This is a genomic window from Staphylococcus durrellii (assembly GCF_015594545.1).
GTDB classification, from domain to species: Bacteria; Bacillota; Bacilli; order Staphylococcales; family Staphylococcaceae; genus Staphylococcus; species Staphylococcus durrellii.
In genome coordinates, this window is record NZ_JADIIO010000001.1 from 687013 (window position 1) to 707365 (window position 20353).

The 20353-nt window shown below is 33.7% G+C and carries 31 protein-coding genes; 29 read left to right on the plus strand and 2 right to left on the minus strand.

What is annotated here, in order from left to right:
- Window positions 1-11 precede the first annotated feature (11 nt).
- The 24 genes from rplN (at window position 12) to rpsI (ending at window position 13419) form a co-directional block, all read left to right on the plus strand.
- The gene (gene rplN, locus ISP02_RS03110; RefSeq protein ID WP_048792965.1) at window positions 12-380 is read left to right on the plus strand and encodes a 50S ribosomal protein L14; all 369 of its coding nucleotides are present in this window, start codon (window positions 12-14) and stop codon (window positions 378-380) included.
- A gap of 35 nt (window positions 381-415) precedes the next feature.
- Entirely contained in the window at window positions 416-733 is a 318-nt protein-coding gene (rplX, locus tag ISP02_RS03115) for a 50S ribosomal protein L24 (RefSeq protein WP_048792964.1), read from the plus strand.
- 25 nt (window positions 734-758) lie between these two features.
- Window positions 759-1298 (plus strand): 50S ribosomal protein L5, encoded by a 540-nt coding sequence (gene rplE / locus ISP02_RS03120; protein ID WP_195720207.1) that lies wholly within the window; start codon window positions 759-761, stop codon window positions 1296-1298.
- A 22-nt stretch (window positions 1299-1320) separates the two neighbouring features.
- Window positions 1321-1506: a type Z 30S ribosomal protein S14 gene (locus ISP02_RS03125; protein WP_046208421.1), complete on the plus strand. Its 186-nt coding sequence runs from the start codon at window positions 1321-1323 to the stop codon at window positions 1504-1506.
- Between the two features lie 30 nt (window positions 1507-1536).
- Window positions 1537-1935, plus strand: coding sequence for a 30S ribosomal protein S8 (rpsH, locus tag ISP02_RS03130; RefSeq protein WP_195720208.1), 399 nt, complete (start codon window positions 1537-1539; stop codon window positions 1933-1935).
- 24 nt (window positions 1936-1959) lie between these two features.
- Entirely contained in the window at window positions 1960-2496 is a 537-nt protein-coding gene (gene rplF, locus ISP02_RS03135; protein WP_195720209.1) for a 50S ribosomal protein L6, read from the plus strand.
- Window positions 2497-2527: 31 nt separating this feature from the next.
- A complete protein-coding gene (gene rplR / locus ISP02_RS03140; RefSeq protein ID WP_195720210.1) occupies window positions 2528-2890 on the plus strand; it encodes a 50S ribosomal protein L18 in 363 nt (120 codons plus the stop codon).
- Between the two features lie 21 nt (window positions 2891-2911).
- On the plus strand, window positions 2912-3412 hold the full coding sequence (rpsE, locus tag ISP02_RS03145) for a 30S ribosomal protein S5 (protein ID WP_195720211.1): 501 nt from the start codon (window positions 2912-2914) through the stop codon (window positions 3410-3412).
- A gap of 14 nt (window positions 3413-3426) precedes the next feature.
- Complete coding sequence (rpmD, locus tag ISP02_RS03150; protein ID WP_195720212.1) at window positions 3427-3606, plus strand: 50S ribosomal protein L30; 180 nt, start codon at window positions 3427-3429, stop codon at window positions 3604-3606.
- 16 nt (window positions 3607-3622) lie between these two features.
- Window positions 3623-4063, plus strand: a complete 441-nt coding sequence (gene rplO / locus ISP02_RS03155) for a 50S ribosomal protein L15 (RefSeq protein ID WP_195720213.1) — start codon at window positions 3623-3625, stop codon at window positions 4061-4063.
- Window positions 4063-5355, plus strand: coding sequence for a preprotein translocase subunit SecY (secY, locus tag ISP02_RS03160; RefSeq protein ID WP_195720214.1), 1293 nt, complete (start codon window positions 4063-4065; stop codon window positions 5353-5355). The genes rplO and secY overlap by 1 nt, the downstream gene beginning before the upstream one ends.
- A gap of 19 nt (window positions 5356-5374) precedes the next feature.
- Window positions 5375-6025 (plus strand): adenylate kinase, encoded by a 651-nt coding sequence (locus tag ISP02_RS03165; RefSeq protein ID WP_195720215.1) that lies wholly within the window; start codon window positions 5375-5377, stop codon window positions 6023-6025.
- 205 nt (window positions 6026-6230) lie between these two features.
- Window positions 6231-6449, plus strand: a complete 219-nt coding sequence (gene infA, locus ISP02_RS03170; protein ID WP_001118443.1) for a translation initiation factor IF-1 — start codon at window positions 6231-6233, stop codon at window positions 6447-6449.
- Window positions 6450-6480: 31 nt separating this feature from the next.
- Window positions 6481-6594: a 50S ribosomal protein L36 gene (gene rpmJ, locus ISP02_RS03175; protein WP_048792955.1), complete on the plus strand. Its 114-nt coding sequence runs from the start codon at window positions 6481-6483 to the stop codon at window positions 6592-6594.
- Between the two features lie 22 nt (window positions 6595-6616).
- Window positions 6617-6982 carry a 30S ribosomal protein S13 gene (gene rpsM, locus ISP02_RS03180; protein WP_195720216.1) on the plus strand — a complete coding sequence of 122 codons (366 nt, stop codon included), beginning with the start codon at window positions 6617-6619 and terminating at the stop codon, window positions 6980-6982.
- A gap of 23 nt (window positions 6983-7005) precedes the next feature.
- Window positions 7006-7395, plus strand: coding sequence for a 30S ribosomal protein S11 (rpsK, locus tag ISP02_RS03185; RefSeq protein WP_029378524.1), 390 nt, complete (start codon window positions 7006-7008; stop codon window positions 7393-7395).
- Between the two features lie 76 nt (window positions 7396-7471).
- On the plus strand, window positions 7472-8416 hold the full coding sequence (locus ISP02_RS03190) for a DNA-directed RNA polymerase subunit alpha (protein ID WP_195720217.1): 945 nt from the start codon (window positions 7472-7474) through the stop codon (window positions 8414-8416).
- A gap of 18 nt (window positions 8417-8434) precedes the next feature.
- A complete protein-coding gene (gene rplQ, locus ISP02_RS03195) occupies window positions 8435-8803 on the plus strand; it encodes a 50S ribosomal protein L17 (protein WP_195720218.1) in 369 nt (122 codons plus the stop codon).
- A gap of 286 nt (window positions 8804-9089) precedes the next feature.
- Complete coding sequence (locus ISP02_RS03200; protein WP_195720219.1) at window positions 9090-9899, plus strand: energy-coupling factor transporter ATPase; 810 nt, start codon at window positions 9090-9092, stop codon at window positions 9897-9899.
- A complete protein-coding gene (locus tag ISP02_RS03205; RefSeq protein WP_195720220.1) occupies window positions 9896-10750 on the plus strand; it encodes an energy-coupling factor transporter ATPase in 855 nt (284 codons plus the stop codon). The genes ISP02_RS03200 and ISP02_RS03205 overlap by 4 nt, the downstream gene beginning before the upstream one ends.
- Window positions 10750-11556, plus strand: coding sequence for an energy-coupling factor transporter transmembrane component T family protein (locus tag ISP02_RS03210; RefSeq protein WP_195720221.1), 807 nt, complete (start codon window positions 10750-10752; stop codon window positions 11554-11556). The genes ISP02_RS03205 and ISP02_RS03210 overlap by 1 nt, the downstream gene beginning before the upstream one ends.
- Before the next feature lie 3 nt (window positions 11557-11559).
- Entirely contained in the window at window positions 11560-12363 is an 804-nt protein-coding gene (truA, locus tag ISP02_RS03215) for a tRNA pseudouridine(38-40) synthase TruA (protein ID WP_195720222.1), read from the plus strand.
- Window positions 12364-12569: 206 nt separating this feature from the next.
- The gene (gene rplM / locus ISP02_RS03220) at window positions 12570-13007 is read left to right on the plus strand and encodes a 50S ribosomal protein L13 (protein WP_195720223.1); all 438 of its coding nucleotides are present in this window, start codon (window positions 12570-12572) and stop codon (window positions 13005-13007) included.
- A 19-nt stretch (window positions 13008-13026) separates the two neighbouring features.
- Window positions 13027-13419 (plus strand): 30S ribosomal protein S9, encoded by a 393-nt coding sequence (gene rpsI / locus ISP02_RS03225; RefSeq protein ID WP_048792945.1) that lies wholly within the window; start codon window positions 13027-13029, stop codon window positions 13417-13419.
- Between the two features lie 86 nt (window positions 13420-13505).
- Here the strand turns inward: rpsI and ISP02_RS03230 are convergent, their stop codons facing one another.
- A complete protein-coding gene (locus tag ISP02_RS03230; protein ID WP_195720224.1) occupies window positions 13506-14492 on the minus strand; it encodes an LLM class flavin-dependent oxidoreductase in 987 nt (328 codons plus the stop codon).
- A 133-nt stretch (window positions 14493-14625) separates the two neighbouring features.
- Between ISP02_RS03230 and ISP02_RS03235 the strand changes: the two genes are divergently transcribed.
- The 5 genes from ISP02_RS03235 to ISP02_RS03255 all read left to right on the plus strand — a co-directional run bounded on the left by ISP02_RS03235 (window position 14626) and on the right by ISP02_RS03255 (window position 18301).
- Window positions 14626-15633, plus strand: coding sequence for an NADP-dependent oxidoreductase (locus ISP02_RS03235; protein WP_195720225.1), 1008 nt, complete (start codon window positions 14626-14628; stop codon window positions 15631-15633).
- A gap of 15 nt (window positions 15634-15648) precedes the next feature.
- On the plus strand, window positions 15649-16671 hold the full coding sequence (locus ISP02_RS03240; protein WP_195720226.1) for a zinc-binding alcohol dehydrogenase family protein: 1023 nt from the start codon (window positions 15649-15651) through the stop codon (window positions 16669-16671).
- Between the two features lie 289 nt (window positions 16672-16960).
- Window positions 16961-17497, plus strand: coding sequence for an alkaline shock response membrane anchor protein AmaP (gene amaP, locus ISP02_RS03245; protein ID WP_195720227.1), 537 nt, complete (start codon window positions 16961-16963; stop codon window positions 17495-17497).
- 12 nt (window positions 17498-17509) lie between these two features.
- A complete protein-coding gene (locus ISP02_RS03250) occupies window positions 17510-17749 on the plus strand; it encodes a DUF2273 domain-containing protein (protein WP_195720228.1) in 240 nt (79 codons plus the stop codon).
- A 45-nt stretch (window positions 17750-17794) separates the two neighbouring features.
- Window positions 17795-18301: an Asp23/Gls24 family envelope stress response protein gene (locus ISP02_RS03255; RefSeq protein ID WP_195720229.1), complete on the plus strand. Its 507-nt coding sequence runs from the start codon at window positions 17795-17797 to the stop codon at window positions 18299-18301.
- A 41-nt stretch (window positions 18302-18342) separates the two neighbouring features.
- Here the strand turns inward: ISP02_RS03255 and ISP02_RS03260 are convergent, their stop codons facing one another.
- Window positions 18343-20271 carry an IucA/IucC family protein gene (locus ISP02_RS03260; protein ID WP_195720230.1) on the minus strand — a complete coding sequence of 643 codons (1929 nt, stop codon included), beginning with the start codon at window positions 20269-20271 and terminating at the stop codon, window positions 18343-18345.
- Window positions 20272-20353 lie beyond the last annotated feature (82 nt).

Sequence of the window (20353 nt, forward strand, 5' to 3'; positions counted from 1 at the left end):
AGGTTTAACTCATGATCCAACAAGAAACACGTTTAAAAGTAGCAGATAATTCTGGTGCTCGTGAAGTTCTTACAATCAAAGTATTAGGTGGATCTGGTCGTAAAACAGCTAATATCGGTGACGTTATTGTTGCTACTGTTAAAAATGCAACACCAGGTGGCGTTGTTAAAAAAGGCGAAGTAGTAAAAGCTGTTGTAGTACGTACTAAATCAGGTGTACGTCGTAATGACGGTTCATACATTAAATTTGATGAAAATGCATGTGTAATCATTCGTGACGACAAAGGCCCACGTGGTACTCGTATTTTCGGTCCTGTTGCTCGTGAATTACGTGAAGGGAACTTCATGAAAATCGTATCACTAGCTCCAGAAGTACTTTAATAATTATTAATAAAAAGCTTAAGGAGGTGCCACGCATGCATATCAAAAAAGGTGACAACGTAAAAGTTATCGCAGGTAAAGACAAAGGTAAAGAAGGTAAAGTTGTTTCTACTGAACCTAAAAAAGACCGCGTCGTTGTGGAAGGTGTTAATGTAATCAAAAAACATCAAAAACCAACTCAATTTAATCCTGAAGGTGGAATCTTAGAAACAGAGGCAGCAATCCATGTTTCTAACGTACAATTATTGGACCCTAAAACGAATGAACCAACTCGTGTTGGATATAAATTCGAAGATGGCAAAAAAGTTCGTATCGCTAAAAAATCTGGCGAAGAAATTAAATCTAATAATTAATAACTAGTTGAAAGGAGGATCCACTTTGAACCGTTTAAAAGAAAAATTCAACTCTGAAGTTTCTGAAAGCTTAGTTAAGAAATTTAATTATAGTTCAGTAATGGAAGTGCCAAAAATTGAAAAAATCGTTGTAAATATGGGTGTAGGTGATGCAGTTCAAAACTCTAAAGTGTTAGATAACGCTGTTGAAGAGTTAGAATTAATCACTGGTCAAAAACCATTAGTTACAAAAGCTAAAAAATCTGTTGCAACTTTCCGTTTACGTGAAGGTATGCCAATCGGAGCTAAAGTTACATTACGCGGCGAAAGAATGTATGATTTCTTAGATAAATTAATCGCTGTATCTTTACCACGTGTACGTGACTTCCGTGGTGTTTCTAAAACAGCATTTGATGGAAGAGGTAATTATACTTTAGGTGTTAAAGAACAATTAATTTTCCCTGAAATTGACTACGACAAAGTATCAAAAGTACGCGGAATGGATATCGTTATCGTTACTACTGCTAACACTGACGAGGAAGCTCGTGAATTGTTATCACAATTCGGTATGCCATTTCAAAAATAATCTCTAAAAGGAGGCTAATTAAGTGGCTAAAAGTTCAATGGTTGCTAAGCAACAAAAAAAACAAAAGTTCCAAGTACGTGAATATACTCGTTGTGAACGTTGTGGTCGTCCACATTCTGTATATCGTAAATTCAAATTATGCCGTATTTGTTTCCGTGAATTAGCTTATAAAGGCCAAATTCCTGGCGTTCGTAAAGCTAGCTGGTAATAAAAAGAGTATGAAAGGAGGCAACAATCAATGACATTATCAGATCCAATTGCAGATATGCTAACTCGTGTAAGAAATGCTAACATGGTTCGTCACGATAAATTAGAATTCCCTGCATCTAACATTAAAAAAGAAATTGCCGAAATCTTAAAAAGTGAAGGTTTCGTAAAAAACGTTGAATTTGTAGAAGACGATAAACAAGGTGTAATCCGTTTATTCCTTAAATATGGTCAAAACAATGAGCGTGTTATCACTGGATTAAAACGTATCTCTAAACCAGGTTTACGTGTATATGCTAAAGCTAATGAAGTACCAAAAGTACTTAATGGATTAGGTATCGCTTTAGTATCAACTTCTGAAGGTGTAATCACTGACAAAGAAGCTAGAAAGCGTAATATCGGTGGAGAAATCTTAGCTTACGTTTGGTAATAATAAATAAGGAGGTGCGATAACATGAGTCGTGTTGGTAAAAAAATTATTGACATTCCAAGTGACGTAACAGTTAGTTTTGATGGTAATACAGTAACTGTTAAAGGTCCTAAAGGTGAATTATCAAAAACATTAAATGAAAGAATGACATATAAACAAGACGAAAACACATTAGAAGTTGTAAGACCTACTGATTCTAAAGATGATAGAACAGTACATGGTACAACTCGTGCTTTAATCAATAATATGATTCTTGGTGTTTCTCAAGGTTTCCAAAAAACTCTTGAACTTGTTGGTGTTGGTTACCGTGCTCAAATGCAAGGTAATGACTTAGTACTTAACGTTGGTTATTCTCACCCAGTAGAAGTTAAAGCTGAAGATGGTATTACTTTCGCTGTTGAGAAAAATACAACTGTAACAGTTTCAGGTGTATCTAAAGAACAAGTTGGAGCTATTGCTTCAAACATCCGTTCAACTAGACCTCCAGAACCTTATAAAGGTAAAGGAATTCGTTACCAAGGTGAATACGTTCGCCGTAAAGAAGGTAAAACTGGTAAATAATAAATAACTCTCTATAGAAAGGAGTATTGCAATGATCAGCAAAATTGATAAAAACAAAGTACGTTTAAAAAGACATGCGCGTGTCCGTACTAAATTATCTGGCACAGCTGAAAAACCACGTTTAAATGTTTATCGTTCAAACAAGCACATCTATGCTCAAATCATCGATGACGTTAAAGGTGAAACTTTAGCTCAAGCCTCAACTCAAGACAAAGATATCGCTTCAGAATCAACTACAAAAGTTGATTTATCTGCTAAAGTAGGCGCATCAATCGCTAAAAAAGCAAATGATAAAGGTGTAACTTCAATCGTATTTGACCGTGGAGGATATTTATATCATGGTCGTATTAAAGCGTTAGCTGAAGCAGCTCGCGAAAATGGTTTAGAATTTTAATTTAAAGGAGGGACAAATTACATGGCTCGTAGAGAAGAAGAAACTAAAGAATTTGAAGAACGCGTTGTTACAATCAATCGTGTTGCAAAAGTTGTTAAAGGTGGACGTCGTTTCCGTTTCACTGCTTTAGTAGTAGTAGGAGATAAGAACGGTCGTGTTGGCTTTGGTACTGGTAAAGCTCAAGAAGTTCCAGAAGCAATCAAAAAAGCTGTTGAAGCAGCGAAAAAAGATTTAGTTGTTGTACCACGTGTTGAAGGTACTACTCCTCATACAGTTACTGGACGCTTCAGTTCAGGTAGCGTATTCATGAAACCAGCTGCACCTGGTACAGGTGTTATCGCAGGTGGCCCAGTTCGTGCTGTCCTAGAATTAGCTGGTATTACTGACATTTTAAGTAAATCATTAGGATCTAATACTCCAATCAATATGGTTCGTGCAACTATAAATGGATTAAAAAATCTTAAAAATGCTGAAGAAGTTGCGAAATTACGTGGCAAATCAGTTGAAGAATTATATAATTAAGGAGGGAAAGAGTTATGGCTAAATTACAAATTACCCTCACTCGTAGTGTTATTGGTCGTCCTGAAACACAACGTAAAACTGTTGAAGCTTTAGGTTTGAAAAAAACTAATTCTTCAGTAGTTGTTGAAGATAACCCTGCAATCCGTGGGCAAATCAACAAAGTAAGTCACTTATTGACTATAGAAGAAAAATAATTAAGGAGGTGCCGAAATGAAATTACATGAGTTAAAACCAGCTGAAGGTTCACGTAAAGAACGTAACCGTGTTGGCCGTGGTGCGGCTACAGGTAATGGTAAAACAAGTGGACGTGGACAAAAAGGCCAAAAAGCACGTTCAGGTGGTAAAGTAAGACCGGGATTTGAAGGTGGTCAATTACCTTTATTCCGTCGTTTACCAAAACGTGGTTTCACTAACATTAACCGTAAAGAATATGCTATTGTTAATTTAGACCAACTTAATAAATTTGAAGATGGTACTGAAGTAACTCCAGCTTTATTAGTAGAATATGGTGTAGTTAAAAGTGAAAAATCTGGTATTAAAGTATTAGGTAATGGTTCACTAGAGAAAAAATTAACAGTAAAAGCTCATAAATTCTCTGCTTCTGCAGCAGACGCTATTGATGCAAAAGGTGGAGCACACGAGGTGATCTAATGATTCAAACGCTTGTGAGCTTCTTTAAAACTAGAGAAGTTCGTAACAAGATCTTTTTTACACTCGCAATGTTAGTTATTTTCAAGATAGGTACTTATATTCCAGCACCTGGCGTAAATCCAGCTGCCTTTGACAGTCATCAAGGTTCTCAAGGTGTCACTGATTTGTTAAATACATTCGGTGGGGGAGCCTTGAAAAACTTTTCAATCTTTGCAATGGGAATAATGCCATACATTACTGCGTCTATCGTAATGCAGTTATTGCAAATGGATATTGTTCCGAAATTCACAGAATGGGCAAAACAGGGTGAAGCAGGTAGGAAAAAGCTTAATAATTTTACACGTTATTTTGCTATCATTCTTGCCTTCATTCAATCAATAGGTATGGCTTTCCAATTTAACAACTACTTAAAAGGTCAATTGATCATGGATCAATCAATCTTTAGTTATTTGTTAATTGCAGTTGTCTTAACTTCAGGCACAGCGTTCCTAATTTGGTTAGGTGAGCAAATAACACAATTTGGTGTTGGTAATGGAATTTCAATTATTATCTTTGCAGGTATTCTATCTACGCTTCCGTCATCATTAATTCAATTTTACCAACAAGCATTTGTTGGACAAGACGATGTTACTTTAGCTTGGCTAAAAGTAATTGGAATTATTATCGGAATGATATTACTAACTATTGGTGCTATTTACGTATTACAAGCAATTCGTAAAATACCAATTCAATATGCAAAGAAACAAACAGCACAACAACTAGGTTCTCAAGCAACGTATTTACCATTAAAAGTTAACTCAGCAGGTGTTATTCCTGTTATCTTTTCAATGGCGTTCTTTTTATTACCTAGAACGTTGACATTATTTTTCCCTGATGCAGGTTGGGCACAAAAAGTATCAGATGCGGCTAACCCGTCAAATAACATTGGAATGATTGTGTATGTAGTATTAATTATTGCATTCGCATATTTCTATGCTTTTGTACAAGTTAACCCAGAAAAAATGGCTGATAATCTTAAAAAACAAGGCAGTTACGTTCCAGGAATTAGACCTGGAGAACAAACAAAAAAATATATTACTAGAGTACTCTATCGATTAACATTCGTTGGATCGATCTTCTTAGCTGTTATTGCTATTTTGCCAATTATTGCGACTAAAGTAATGAATTTACCTCAATCAATTCAGGTTGGTGGTACAAGTTTACTTATCGTTATTGGTGTAGCTATTGAAACGATGAAGAGCCTTGAAGCTCAAGTGAGCCAGAAGGAATATAGAGGCTTTGGTGGTAGATAAATTGTAGGAGGGCACTTTTATGAATATCATTTTAATGGGTTTACCTGGCGCAGGTAAAGGAACTCAAGCGAGTGAAATTGTAAAGAAATTCCCGATTCCACACATATCTACTGGTGACATGTTCAGAAAAGCGATTAAAGAAGAAACAGATTTAGGTAAAGAAGCTAAATCATACATGGATCGTGGAGAATTAGTTCCTGATGAAGTTACTGTGGGTATCGTTAAAGAAAGAATTTCTGAAGACGATGCAAAGAAAGGATTCTTATTAGATGGATTCCCTCGTACTATTGATCAAGCAGAAACATTAAACGACATCATGAACGAACTAGACAGAAACATTGATGCTGTTATCAATATTGAGGTTCCAGAAGAAGAATTAATGAACCGCTTAACAGGTCGTCGTATCTGTCCTAAGTGCGGAACAACTTATCATCTTGTTTTCAACCCACCTAAAGAAGATGGCGTGTGCGATCTTGATGGTGAAAAGTTATATCAACGCGAAGATGATAACCCTGAAACAGTTGCTAATCGTTTAAGCGTTAATGTTAAGCAATCAAAACCTATTTTATCTTTCTATGATGAAAAAGGCTTATTGAAAAACATTGACGGTTCAAAAGATATCAACAAAGTCACAGAAGACGTTATTTCTATCTTAGATGGCTTGAAATAATATTAACTTTATACGGTCTATGTATTGCAGTCATCCTATTTGAGTAAGTATCTACGTATTGAAAAAATAAAATAATTTAAGAGTGACATATAGCGTAAGTAATTCTTTTATTTTTGTTGACTTATTAACACGCACTGATAGACACGTATGGTTAAAGTTGATAAATGACGATAACCAACTATAGTAAAAAGGGGGAAGTTAATAAATGGCTAAACAAGATGTAATTGAATTAGAAGGTACTGTATTAGATACTTTACCAAATGCTATGTTTAAAGTAGAATTAGAAAATGGTCACGAGATTTTGGCACACGTTAGTGGTAAAATCAGAATGAATTATATCCGTATTCTACCTGGCGACAAAGTAACAGTAGAAATGTCTCCGTATGATTTAACTCGCGGAAGAATCACTTATCGTTATAAATAATCGTCACTCCATAATATAGGGAGGTATAAAAATGAAAGTAAGACCATCAGTAAAACCAATTTGCGAAAAATGTAAAGTCATTAAACGTAAAGGTAAAGTTATGGTAATTTGTGACAATCCTAAACACAAACAAAAACAAGGTTAATTAAAGAGAGGTGTAAATAAATATGGCACGTATAGCAGGAGTGGATATTCCACGTGAAAAACGCATCGTTATTTCATTAACATACGTATACGGTATCGGTACTACGACAGCTAATAAAATCGTAGAAGAAGCAAATGTTTCAGCTGAAACTCGCGTAAAAGATTTAACAGATGACGAATTAGGTCGTATCCGTGAAGTAGTAGATAGTTATAAAGTTGAAGGTGACTTACGTCGTGAGCAAAACTTAAACGTTAAACGTTTAATGGAAATTTCATCATACCGTGGAATCCGTCATCGTCGTGGTTTACCAGTACGCGGACAAAAAACTAAAAACAATGCACGTACGCGTAAAGGCCCAGTTAAAACTGTAGCTAACAAGAAAAAATAATAGGTAAAGGAGGCAAAATTTAAATGGCACGTAAACAAGTATCTCGTAAACGTAGAGTGAAAAAGAATATTGAAAATGGAGTAGCGCATATCCGTTCAACATTCAATAATACAATCGTAACAATTACTGACGAATTTGGTAATGCATTATCTTGGTCATCAGCAGGTGCATTAGGATTTAAAGGATCAAAAAAATCTACACCATTCGCAGCACAAATGGCAGCTGAAACAGCTTCAAAAACAGCTATGGAACATGGTTTGAAATCTGTAGAAGTTACAGTAAAAGGCCCTGGCCCTGGTCGTGAATCAGCTATCCGTGCTTTACAATCAGCTGGTTTAGAAGTAACAGCTATCCGTGACGTTACTCCAGTACCACATAATGGTTGTCGTCCACCAAAACGTCGTCGCGTATAATTTTATTGATATTGTCACAGGTCACTGAGAAATACAGTATAAATCTAGTCGACGTAGTCAAGGAGGATATTTGCAAATGATAGAAATCGAAAAACCTAGAATTGAAACAATAGAAATTAGTGAAGATGCTAAATTCGGTAAGTTCGTTGTTGAACCACTAGAACGTGGCTATGGTACTACACTAGGAAACTCCTTACGTCGTATCCTACTATCTTCATTGCCAGGCTCAGCCGTAAAATATATCGAAATCGAAGGTGTACTTCACGAGTTTTCTGCGATAGACAATGTGGTTGAAGACGTTTCTACAATTATTATGAACGTTAAAAAACTAGCATTAAAAATCTATTCAGAAGAAGATAAAACGTTAGAAATCGATGTTAAGGATGAAGGCGAAGTAACTGCAAGTGACATTACTCATGACAGTGATGTCGAAATTTTGAATCCTGAATTGAAATTGGCGACTGTTTCTAAAGGTGGACATTTGAAAATCCGTCTTGTTGCAAACAAGGGTAGAGGTTACGCATTAGCAGAACAAAATAATACTAGTGATTTACCAATTGGAGTAATTCCTGTTGATTCACTTTATTCACCTGTTGAACGTGTAAACTATACAGTAGAAAATACACGCGTAGGTCAAAGTAGTGATTTTGACAAATTGACGCTAGATGTATGGACTAATGGATCTATTACGCCACAAGAATCAGTTTCATTAGCAGCAAAAATTATGACTGAACACTTGAATATCTTTGTTGGATTGACTGACGAAGCACAGAATGCTGAAATCATGATTGAAAAAGAAGAAGATCAAAAAGAAAAAGTACTTGAAATGTCTATCGAAGAATTAGATTTATCTGTTCGTTCATACAACTGTTTAAAACGTGCAGGCATTAATTCTGTACAAGAATTAGCTGACAAATCTGAAGCAGACATGATGAAAGTGCGTAATTTAGGTCGTAAATCTCTTGAAGAAGTTAAATATAAACTTGAAGACTTAGGCTTAGGCTTGAGAAAAGAAGACTAATATAAAGGAGGTTAACTCATGGGTTACAGAAAATTAGGTCGTACTTCTGATCAACGTAAAGCAATGTTACGTGACTTAGCTACATCACTTATCGTTAGTGAACGTATTGAAACTACTGAATCACGTGCTAAAGAAGTACGTAGTATTGTAGAAAAATTAATTACTTTAGGTAAAAAAGGCGATTTAGCTTCTCGTCGTAATGCAGCTAAAACATTACGTAATGTTGAGATTTTAAACGAAGACGAATCTACACAAACTGCTCTTCAAAAATTATTCGGTGAGATTGCAGAACGTTATACTGAACGTCAAGGTGGATATACTCGTATCCTTAAAGCAGGCCCACGTCGTGGTGACGGTGCTGAATCAGTAATTATCGAATTAGTATAATTTTAAAATAAATATACGTACTACTATGTATAAAGCAAATGAGTGCAACGATAATGTTTGCCACATACAAATATTGTCTAGCTCAGAGTGCCCCATCAATCAAATAATATTTTAAAGCGTGAACTCAAAAATCTGATGGGGTGCGCGCTTTTTTATTTAAGCTATAGTTAAACCTATAGCTTTTTTTAATTGACTTCCTTTACATGACTCATTGCTAAAGGAGGATATACATAAATATTAAAATCATGTAAAATAGAAAAGTATACATTAAGGGGGGACGATGCAAATGCAAACGAGTGATCAAATTATAAGATTTAATCATGTTTCATTTAAATATAAAAGTGATGAACCATATGCTTTAAAAGACGTTTCATTTGCTATCCCAAAAGGTAAGTGGACTTCTATTGTTGGGCACAATGGTTCAGGAAAGTCTACACTTGCCAAGCTTATGGTAGGCATAGAACAAGCTAATGAAGGAGACATTACCTATAACAATCAAAAAATAGATATTCATAATATTCATGTATTACGTAAAAGTATTGGTATCGTCTTTCAAAATCCAGAAAATCAATTTGTCGGTTCAACAGTTGAGTTTGATGTTGCTTTTGGTTTAGAAAATCATGCTGTATCTTATGAAGCAATGCATGAGATTGTTCCAAAAGCGTTAAGTGATGTGCATATGCTTGATAAAGCTAACAAAGAGCCTCAATCACTATCAGGTGGTCAAAAACAACGTGTTGCAATAGCCGGGGTATTAGCTTTAGATACAGATGTTATTATTTTAGATGAAGCCACATCAATGTTAGATCCATACGGACGCACTGCGTTGATTAACTTAGTTCGAAAGCTAAACCATGAAAAAGACGTTTCGATTATTTCTATTACGCATGATTTATCAGAAGCAGCTGAAGCTGATAATTTAATCGTCTTAGATAAAGGAGAAATATTTACCACCGGTACCCCAAATCAGGTTTTTGATAAAGGTGAAGCATTATCAAAAATAGGACTGGATTTACCATTTTCAATGCGTATTAACCAACTGTTGGGTAATCCCTTAGAATATATTTCATATGAAGGGTTGGTAAGTAAGTTATGACGGTCGAATTTAATCAAGTGAATTATGTTTATCAACAAGGTACACCATATGAGTACCATGCTTTGAGAGATATTACTGCACAATTTGATGATGGTAAGTATTATGCCGTGATAGGTCAGACAGGTTCAGGAAAATCAACGTTAATCCAACATTTTAATGGTTTGTTAAAACCGACATCTGGAAAAATGATATTTAATGAGGTAGTTATACAACATAAGACTAAAGATAAATTGCTACGAGATATACGCAAAAAAGTCGGTATTGTTTTTCAGTTTCCAGAATCACAATTATTTGAAGATAGTGTTGAAAAAGAAATTGAATTTGGCCCTAAAAATTTTGGTATGGACATTGAAAAAGTTAAAAAAAGGGCATTTCAATTGTTATTAGAATTTGGATTTCCTAGAGAAATAATGACACTATCCCCGTTCCAAATGTCTGGGGGACAAATGAGAAAAATCGCATTGACTTCAATATTAGCTATGGATCCAGATATTATTATTTTAGACGAACCTACTGCTGGGTTAGATCCGCAAAGTAAAAAGCAAATTATGAGTAAAATTAAAGAATTGCAACAACAAAACAATAAAACAATTATTTTAATTACTCATGAAATGAACGATGTCGCAAAATACACTGATGAAATCAAATTAATGCATAATGGTGAACTGATAGATGATTTAACACCACGAGACCTTTTTGCCAATAGTGAATATGTTCATAAATATCAATTGGATATTCCTGAAGTAGTTAAATTGCAACGTGATATTGAAGCAAAATATCACTTTAAATTCGATAAAATTGCTTTAACGGAAGAAGAGTTTGTGGACATGTATAAGGAGTGGCAACAGTAATGAAAGATAAATTTATAATTGGACGTTACTTACCGCTTGATACAGTTATACACCGTTTGGACCCAAGATCTAAGTTAATCTTTGTGTTTTTATTTGTTATTTTAATATTTTTTGCACATTCGTTTGCAACTTATCTATGGTTATTCATTCTTATAATGATTATAGTAAAACTATCACATATTAAAGCGTGGTTTTTAATTAAAGGGTTAACCCCTATATGGATATTTTTAGTCTTTACATTTCTTATGCATCTGTTTGTTACTAAAGGTGGTATTCGTCTATTTGAAATAGCCTTTGTATCAATCGACACAAAGGGTATTATAGAAGGAATATATATCGTACTCCGTTTAATGTTTATTATGATGATTTCAACCGTAATGACACTAACTACAAGTCCTATCGATTTAACCGATGCATTTGAAAAGTTGTTATATCCATTGAAATTAATAAAGATACCAGTACATCAACTTAGCATGATGATGTCTATAGCCTTACGTTTTATACCAACGTTAATGAATGAATTAGATAAAATTATACTAGCTCAAAAATCACGTGGTTCTGAGCTGAGTAGCGGAACATTAATGAATAGAATTAAGGCATTTATCCCATTGTTAATCCCATTATTTATTTCAGCATTTCAACGAGCCGAAGATTTGGCTATCGCTATGGAAGTAAGAGGTTATGATGCCAATACGGAACGTACAAGTTATCGAGAATTACAATGGAAACATAAAGATACAATTGTAATAATATCAATTATTCCTATAGCAATTGTACTGTTTGTATTTAAATATTTAGGAGTGTAAAGCATGCGTGTGTTAGTTAACATTTCATATCTTGGAACACATTTTATGGGTTTTCAAATTCAACAACATGAAAGAACCGTTCAGCAACAATTTGAACGCATCTTAAAGAGAATGCACAAACGATCAGTACGTATTCATCCTTCTAGTAGAACAGACAGGGGCGTCCATGCAAATGAACAATTTTTTCATTTTGATACGGAATTAAATATTACTCCTGACAAATGGCGTTATGCAATGAACAGTGCATTACCTAATGATATCTTAGTAAAAAAGGTATCATTTGTTGATGATGATTTTCATTGTAGATATGATTGTGTAGGTAAATCATATCGATACAAGGTGTATGTAGCGTCAGAACGTGATCCATTTCAAAGTGGATTAAGAACACATATAAAAGATACGTTAAATTATGCTAAAATGGCAGAAGCTGCAGCTGAATTTTTAGGCACATACGATTTTACTGGCTTCTGTTCTCAAAAAACTGAAGTAGAAAGTAAAGTGCGTACAATTTATCAAAGTGAAATTATCCAAACAGAAGATGGCTTTGATTATGTCGTTACAGGTTCAGGCTTCCTATATAATATGGTACGTGTGTTAGTTGCTTTTTTAATTGAGGTAGGAAAGGGGCACCGTAGTCCTAAAGAGGTATCAACGCTATTAGAAGAGCGCAATCGCAGTAATGTACCATTTACAGCAGCTGCAGATGGTCTTTATTTAGAACATATTTATTTATCAGAAGAATCATTAATGCAAGACTTTGGTAAGGGTATAAAAATACATCGAAAAAAAACGTTGCGAAATGACTAAATTACATTGACAAATGAGCATAAAAATTATACGATTATCAACGGTATTGTTTTATATCACCCCACGATAAGCCCCGGAAACTTATTGTGTTACAAGATATATAAGCAGGTAGAGCAACAGTTAACAAATAAATGAAATCGAAGCTTTTAATCGTAACAGTTATTTAATAACAAAAGAACCATTCATTTACTAGGAGGACATTAATTATGCGTCAAACATTTATGGCTAATGAAGCAAACATTGAGCGCAAATGGTATGTTATCGATGCAGAAGGTCAAACACTTGGTCGTCTATCATCAGAAGTAGCAGCTATTTTACGCGGTAAGAATAAAGCAACTTATACACCACACGTTGATACTGGTGATTATGTAATCATCATCAATGCAGGTAAAATTCAATTCACAGGTAATAAAGCTCAAGATAAAGTTTATTATCGTCACTCAAATCACCCAGGCGGAATCAAATCTGTTACTGCTGGTGAGTTAAGAGAAAATAATCCAGAACGTTTACTTGAAACTTCAATTAAAGGTATGTTACCAAGCACTCGTTTAGGCGAAAAACAAGGTAAAAAATTATTTGTATATGGTGGCGCTGAACATCCACACGCTGCACAACAACCAGAAAACTACGAGTTACGTGGTTAATTAGAAGGAGGAAATTACATTGGCACAAGTTGAATATAGAGGCACAGGCCGTCGTAAAAACTCAGTAGCACGTGTACGTTTGGTACCAGGTGAAGGTAACATTACAGTTAATGGACGTGACGTACGTGCATACTTACCATTTGAATCATTAATCTTAGACATTAACCAAGCTTTCGACGTTACAGAAACTAAAGGTAACTACGATGTATTAGTAAATGTTCAAGGTGGAGGTTTCACTGGACAAGCTCAAGCTATCCGTCACGGAATCTCTCGTGCATTATTAGAAGCTGATCCTGAATATAGAGGTTCTTTAAAACGCGCTGGATTACTTACTCGTGACCCACGTATGAAAGAACGTAAAAAACCAGGTCTTAAAAAAGCACGTCGTTCACCACAATTCTCAAAACGTTAATTTTATTACGTTACAAAAGCACTTTTCGAAATATCGAAAAGTGCTTTTTTTTATCTATTTATTTATGTCACGATCATAACCTCATTTTACATACTTCCTATAAGTTCTATCAATCTCTCTCTATGATATTCCCCGTAAACATGTGGTAGAACCATAATTTCGTCTGCTTCATAATAATTTTGAATATGTGTTAAACGTTGCTTTACTTCTGCTATATCACCTGAAATAACCCGATTCTCATTACTAGCTATTTTTTCTTGTTCCCTTGCAGAAAAGCCTCTTTCTTCAACAAAAGTAGGTGAAGCATAATAGGACGGTTGTTCTAAATAATTAATCCTTAATAGCCAAAAATGAAAAGCTTTCTTCAATGCATTAATTGTAGTCTCATCATCAGCAGTTATTACAAAAGTCGCCACTATAATATAAGGTTGTCGATAAGTATTCTTTTGAGAAAATGTTCGTCGATAAGTGTCTATCATTGCGTCAATTTTTTCTTGTGGTTGACCCATTAATGCAATAACTAATGGTAACCCTTTTGTTGCGGCTAATTTCGTGCTTGCTATGCTGGTAGATAATAAAAACATATTAGGCTTAGATTGAATTATAGGTGTGGCTAATAGTTGTTGAAACCTGTTATTTAATCCTTTGTCATCATTAAAATATGTGCTCAAATCAGCAAGTTGTGTTGCGTAATTTAGTTGCTCAGTTTTGCCTTCGTTTAAAGCACTATTCACATTGTTAAAACTTGGTGATCTACCAATACCCAAATCTACTCTATTCGTATGTCGCGCTTCTAATATTTTAAACTGTTCAGCTACTTTATATGCACTATAATGAGGTAACATGATACCTCCACTGCCCACGTTAATAGAATTTGTGTTTTCTAATATTGACATCATTATCATTTCAGGAGCACTAGAGGCTACAGAGAAGACTTGGTGATGTTCGGCAACCCAATAACGTTTAAATTGATATTGTTCAGCTATTTGTGCGAGACGTACCGTATGGTTTATGGCGTCTGTAGCGTTCTGATTCTCAAATATAGGTATGTAGTCTAATATGCTTAATTTCATCTTAAACACTCCAATATTGGTTTAGAATTTTACGCTAATCATAACATGAGTAAATTGATTAAGCGATTTGATTGATTTAGAGTAATAGTGGGAATATCATTATATAGATGATAATTTACTAGGAGTGATGTAAATGAAAACAGAACAAGTAGTACTAGCTAAACGTCCAGAAGGACTACCAAATGATGATGTATTTAGATATGAAACAATTGAAGTAGCTAAGCCTCAAGAAAATGAAATACTACTAGAATCGCTATATATATCAGTTGATCCATATATGAGAGGTAGAATGAATGATTCAGATTCATATGTGGCACCTTTCGAACTAGATGAACCTATCGTCAGTCACATCGTAGCAAGAGTAATAGAAAGTAAAGATGATAATATTGCTGAAGATGATATTGTGGTTGGTAGATTACCATGGCGGAAGAAAATGACAGTGAATAGTGCTGAAGTCACAAAAGTAACAAATCATGATATACCTATTTACTTATATTTAAGCGTATTAGGTTTAACTGGTCAAACTGCATATCATGGATTATTAAAGATAGGTAACCCACAACCGAACGAAACAGTTGTAGTTTCAGCTGCATCTGGTGCAGTAGGTTCTGTAGTTGGACAAATTGCTAAAATAAAAGGCGCACGCGTCGTTGGAATCGCAGGTGGCGAAGAAAAGACTAATTATATTATAAATGAATTAGGTTTTGATGAAGCGGTAGATTATAAAGACAGCAATTTTGCACAAAATCTTGCTCAAGCCGTTCCGGATGGCGTAGATGTTTATTTTGAAAATGTAGGCGGAGAAATTGCCGATGAAGTATTCAAGCACCTAAACCAATTTGCAAGAATACCTGTATGTGGTGCAATATCTGGTTATAATGATAATGACATTTCATTTGGGCCAAGAATACAACCTATACTCATAAAATCTCAAGCACTTATGCAAGGCTTTATTGTGGGTAATTATGCGAATGATTTCCCTCAAGCTAGTAAGCAATTGGCTCAATGGGTAGAAGAGAATAAAATTAAAACTAAAACTTCAATTATGGATGGATTTGAGAACTTACCACATGCTTTTAGAAATTTATTCAGTGGTGACAATTTTGGGAAACAAGTAGTTAATGTTGAAGATGATATTTAAGAGGAGTGTATAAAAATGAAAGCAATTGGAGCAGATAAAGGATTCCAACTTGACGAAGGGAATTTATTTTATGAATTTGACAGAACAAAACCGACACCACAAAATCAAGAACTGTTAGTTAAGGTTAATGCCATAAGTGTTAATCCTGTGGATACGAAGTTAAGACAAAGTCCGATTGAACAGGGGCCGCGCATTTTAGGATTTGACGCTGTTGGAACTGTAGAAGCAATTGGAAATAAAGTAGGTTCTTTTAAGGTTGGAGATAAAGTTTATTACTCGGGTTCACCTAATTACCAAGGTTCAAATGAAGAATATCAACTAGTCGATGAACGTTTAGCTGCTTTAAAACCGACAAATCTTACAGATGTTGAAGCTGCAAGTATTCCGCTAACTTCACTAACTGCTTCAGAAACTTTATTTGATGTTTTTGGTATTTCACATCATCCTGAAAAGAATGAAGGTAAATCAATTTTAATTATTAATGGAGCAGGTGGTGTAGGGAGTATAGCTACACAAATTGCTAAGTATTACGGACTTAAAGTAATAACTACTGCTTCTAGACCAGAAACGATACAATGGTCAGATGAGATGGGTGCTGATGTCGTTATCAACCATAAAAATGATTTAAGTAAAGAGTTTGAACAAAATAGTATAACATCTGTAGATTATATATTTTGTACATTTGATACAGACTTATACTTTGAAAAAATGATAGAACTTGTAAAGCCTAGAGGTAAAATAGCGACAATAGTTGAGTTTAATAAAAAACAAGATTTAAACTTATTAAAATCTAAAAGTGTGACATTTACCCATGAATATATGTATTCAAGACCTTTGTGTGAAACAGAGGACTTAAATATTCATCATCAATATTTAACTGATATTACTGAAAAATTAGAAACAGGTAAATATAAGCCTACAGTGAATAAAGTTATACAAGGCTTATCAGCTGATTCACTTTATGAAGCGCATAAAATTTTAGAAAGTCATAGTATGATCGGAAAATTAGTTATAAATTTAGAAGACTCAACGAATTAATTTTTATTAAAACAACTTCCTTTATGGAGGTTGTTTTTTTATTTTAGATGACTAAATAGCATTAAAAAGGGTAAATAGACGTAGTTATAATAAAATATACTTTAAAAGAGGTACAACCTATTATAAAATTTCAAAATTGTTCAAGTTATATTATTTTTGATAACTAATTTTTATTTATTTTTGAAAGAAAAGTTAAAAAATGTTTTTGGAAATTACTAATGGGGTATATTTTTGTATCACGCAAAGTACTAAAAATCATAGTTTAAATGCATAGGAGGTGTCATACGGGGTGAAACGCTTAAAAAACTTTATATTAGGACTCTTAATTGTTGTCATTGTTGGATTTTTATTATTCATGTATATCGATGATTCAAGAATAACTCAATACCAACAATACCTACTACAATTTAATTGGTTCAAACCAACACTTATTGGATTAGCAGCATTTCTTATTTTAATTGGTCTCATATTAGTATTTAGCTTGTTCAAACCTACGTATAGAAAACCGGGACTTTATAAGGATTTTCAAGATGGACATATTTATGTATCAAGAAAAGCAGTTGAAAAATCTGCTTACGATACGTTAGTAAGTTATGACCAAATTAGACAGCCAAACGTAGTGGCTAAACTTTATAACAAGAAGAAGAATTCACATATTGCAATTAAAGCTGATTTCTTTGTTCCTGGAGAAGTACAAGTTAAATCATTAACTGAACAAATTAGAGAAGATATTAAGCAAAATGTTGAACATTTTACAGAAATTCCTGTAAAAAAACTAGAGGTCAATGTTAGAGATCAAAAAACCTCAGGTCAACGTGTGTTGTAAGGGAGGGTAATCATGACTAACAATAATAATCAAAATGGACAAGATTCCACTCAAATAGTGATTGATTTATTTAAAACATTTAAGTGGAGAATTATAGGTTTTCTAGCATTCTTAATTATAGCAATACTATTTCTAACACTAGGATTTTGGAAAACAATATTAATAATTGTATTGTGTTTAATTGGTATTGGTATTGGGTATATGAAAGACCGTAAGCAAGAGTTTTTAAATTTTTTAAACCGATGGAGTTAAAATGTATTTTAAAAATTTAAATTTCACAATAAAGGAGAAATTAACATGGCAGTAGATAACAATAAAGCAAAGCAAGCATATGATAACCAAACTGGAGTAAACGAAAAAGAGCAAGAACAAAAGCAAGAACAGCAACAAAATCAACAACAAAGCTTCTCTAACAAATTAACTTTTGCAGACGAAGTAATTGAAAAAATTGCAGGTATAGCTGCACGTGAAGTTAACGGCATCTTAGCTATGAAAGGTGGATTTGTAGATAGTATCTCAAATTCATTTAGTAGTAATAGTGGCAACGTGACACAAGGTGTTAGTGTTGAAGTAGGAGAAAAACAAGCAGCCGTTGATTTAAAAGTAATCTTAGAATATGGAGAATCAGCACCTAAAATTTTCCGTAAAGTTACTGATATAGTAAAAGAGCAAGTTAAATATATTACTGGTTTAGAGGTAGTAGAAGTTAACATGCATGTAGAAGATGTTATGACTAAGAAAGAATGGGAACAAAAAAATGAAAAAAGCCAAAGTTCAAACAAAGAAGAAAAAGGCTTAGAATAATTAAAAAACCACGATTAACTTAATTGTTAATCGTGGTTTTTTTAATATGAGCGATGAAGTGGGTTAGATACTTTGATGTAAGTATAATAATCGGATTCATCGACTAAGCGCATAGTAGTCACACATTTATAATCTATATTCTTAGCAAATATAATCTTTTTAAATTCCTCAATATTCACTTTATTTGTCACTGTTTGAGCTATACTTTCTATATTTTGGGCGAGTATATTACTTAATTCAGTCCACACGTTTGCTTCAAAGCTAGAATTTTTAGCTACTTTTGCCACTGTTAATATAAATTCACCTAAATGATTTTGAACAGTTGAATAAAAAGCTTTGTTAAATACTGTTTGCTGTTTGTCTGTGAGAATCAGCGAAGATTTATGAAATCCTGCTGTGCTATAACCCATTTGATTTAATTGGTTTTTGTTTATTCGTAAACCTTCAAAATCACGTATATAAATCGTATTCAGAGAACCGTCTTGGTTAATTACAACGACAGTATTTTGTAAGTGTGCTTCTAATGCGATACCATATTTCGCGACTAAAGGTATAACTAAATGAAACAATTGCTGACCATAATGTGTTAACCACGCGTGGGCTGCTTCATCAAAACTGGAAAAATGATAATTTCGCATATAATCAGAAATGACTGTTTCTAAAGATGAAGTATCGTTGTAGTAATGTGAACTTACTAAACTAGAAGCGATAACTGGCGTGGCTCTAACGTCAGTAATTTGATAGATGTTTTTTCTGAATAATGTCCCTAGTTGTTCACTACGTTGACGTTGTTTGTCACCATCATTCACATTATAAAAATGTATGCCTGCTAATTCTTCAACTGTAGTTGATTGGATATTATTGAACAGTTGATCTTCATTTAATATTTGATTCAAGATATTTGTTACTAACGGGCCATTATAGGTTGTTTGTTCAGACAGTGTTCTAATTTCTCCTGTGATATGCACATTCGTAGCCAATTTTATATGTGGTAATAAGTTAGGGTGTTTAGGCATTAATGTTCTAAAAGACAAGCCTGAATAGTAAGTAACATCATAATTAATTAAGATTAAATTGTCGCTTATAATTAAATCTGTATATTGTTCTTTTATAATGCGTTCATATTGCCAAGGATGAATAACAATAACATGATAATTTGAAACTTCTTTTTGGTTAATTTGATTTAACACAGCGGATTTGAGACCGTCAAATTGAGCAAATAACATATCATTAAATGAACTATTTTGTGATTGTGTTGTTGCTAAATCTTTATGTAATAAGGCAAATTTCAATTTTATTGGATTGGCAAATTCAGATGAATAGTCGAGGGTCTCTTGTGCCGTCATTCCTTTACGTAACTTTGCACCTGGATGGAGTGGATGACCTTCTATGACAGCTTGTTCAGATCTTAAATAGCTATCCTCCGCATTTTTAATTAATTGCCAAAGTTCTTCATCATTATCATGTAAATGGTGTGCTTGAAAACTTATCGCAAGTGCTAAATTTGCCGCACTGTTTATCATGTCAGCATTAAACTGTTCACTTGCATTATTTTTCAACTCTGGTAACTGAGTTAAAATACAGTCTAATACTTCTGAAGGGTGTAAGACACGTGAACATTTATTATTTTCAATAAAATAAAAGGGACCTTCCACGTCGATTCGGTCAAATGCAAAAACACCTGAGATAGGAGCTAAAATTATTTTATTAACTTTAGGATAATTAATTTCAAGTACTCTAGTATGTGTTGTTGTTATTTCATAATTTAAATCATTAACATTTAAAATATTACTATAGAGATGGCATTGTGCTAAATTTTCTCTATACATTGATGTTATAAAGCGTTGTGTGATTTTATCACGACTCATCATAACTGTTTCTCTATATTTAGACGCCCATGCTTCATTTCTAGTGTTTAAATATTCATAAGCATGACGTTCATCTTCGGTTAGTTCAATTTGCTGATTCATAATGCACCTCTAAAAAAATTATTTTACAAATTTATATAATATTTGTATAATCCATAATATCGATAATGATAATTATTATCAA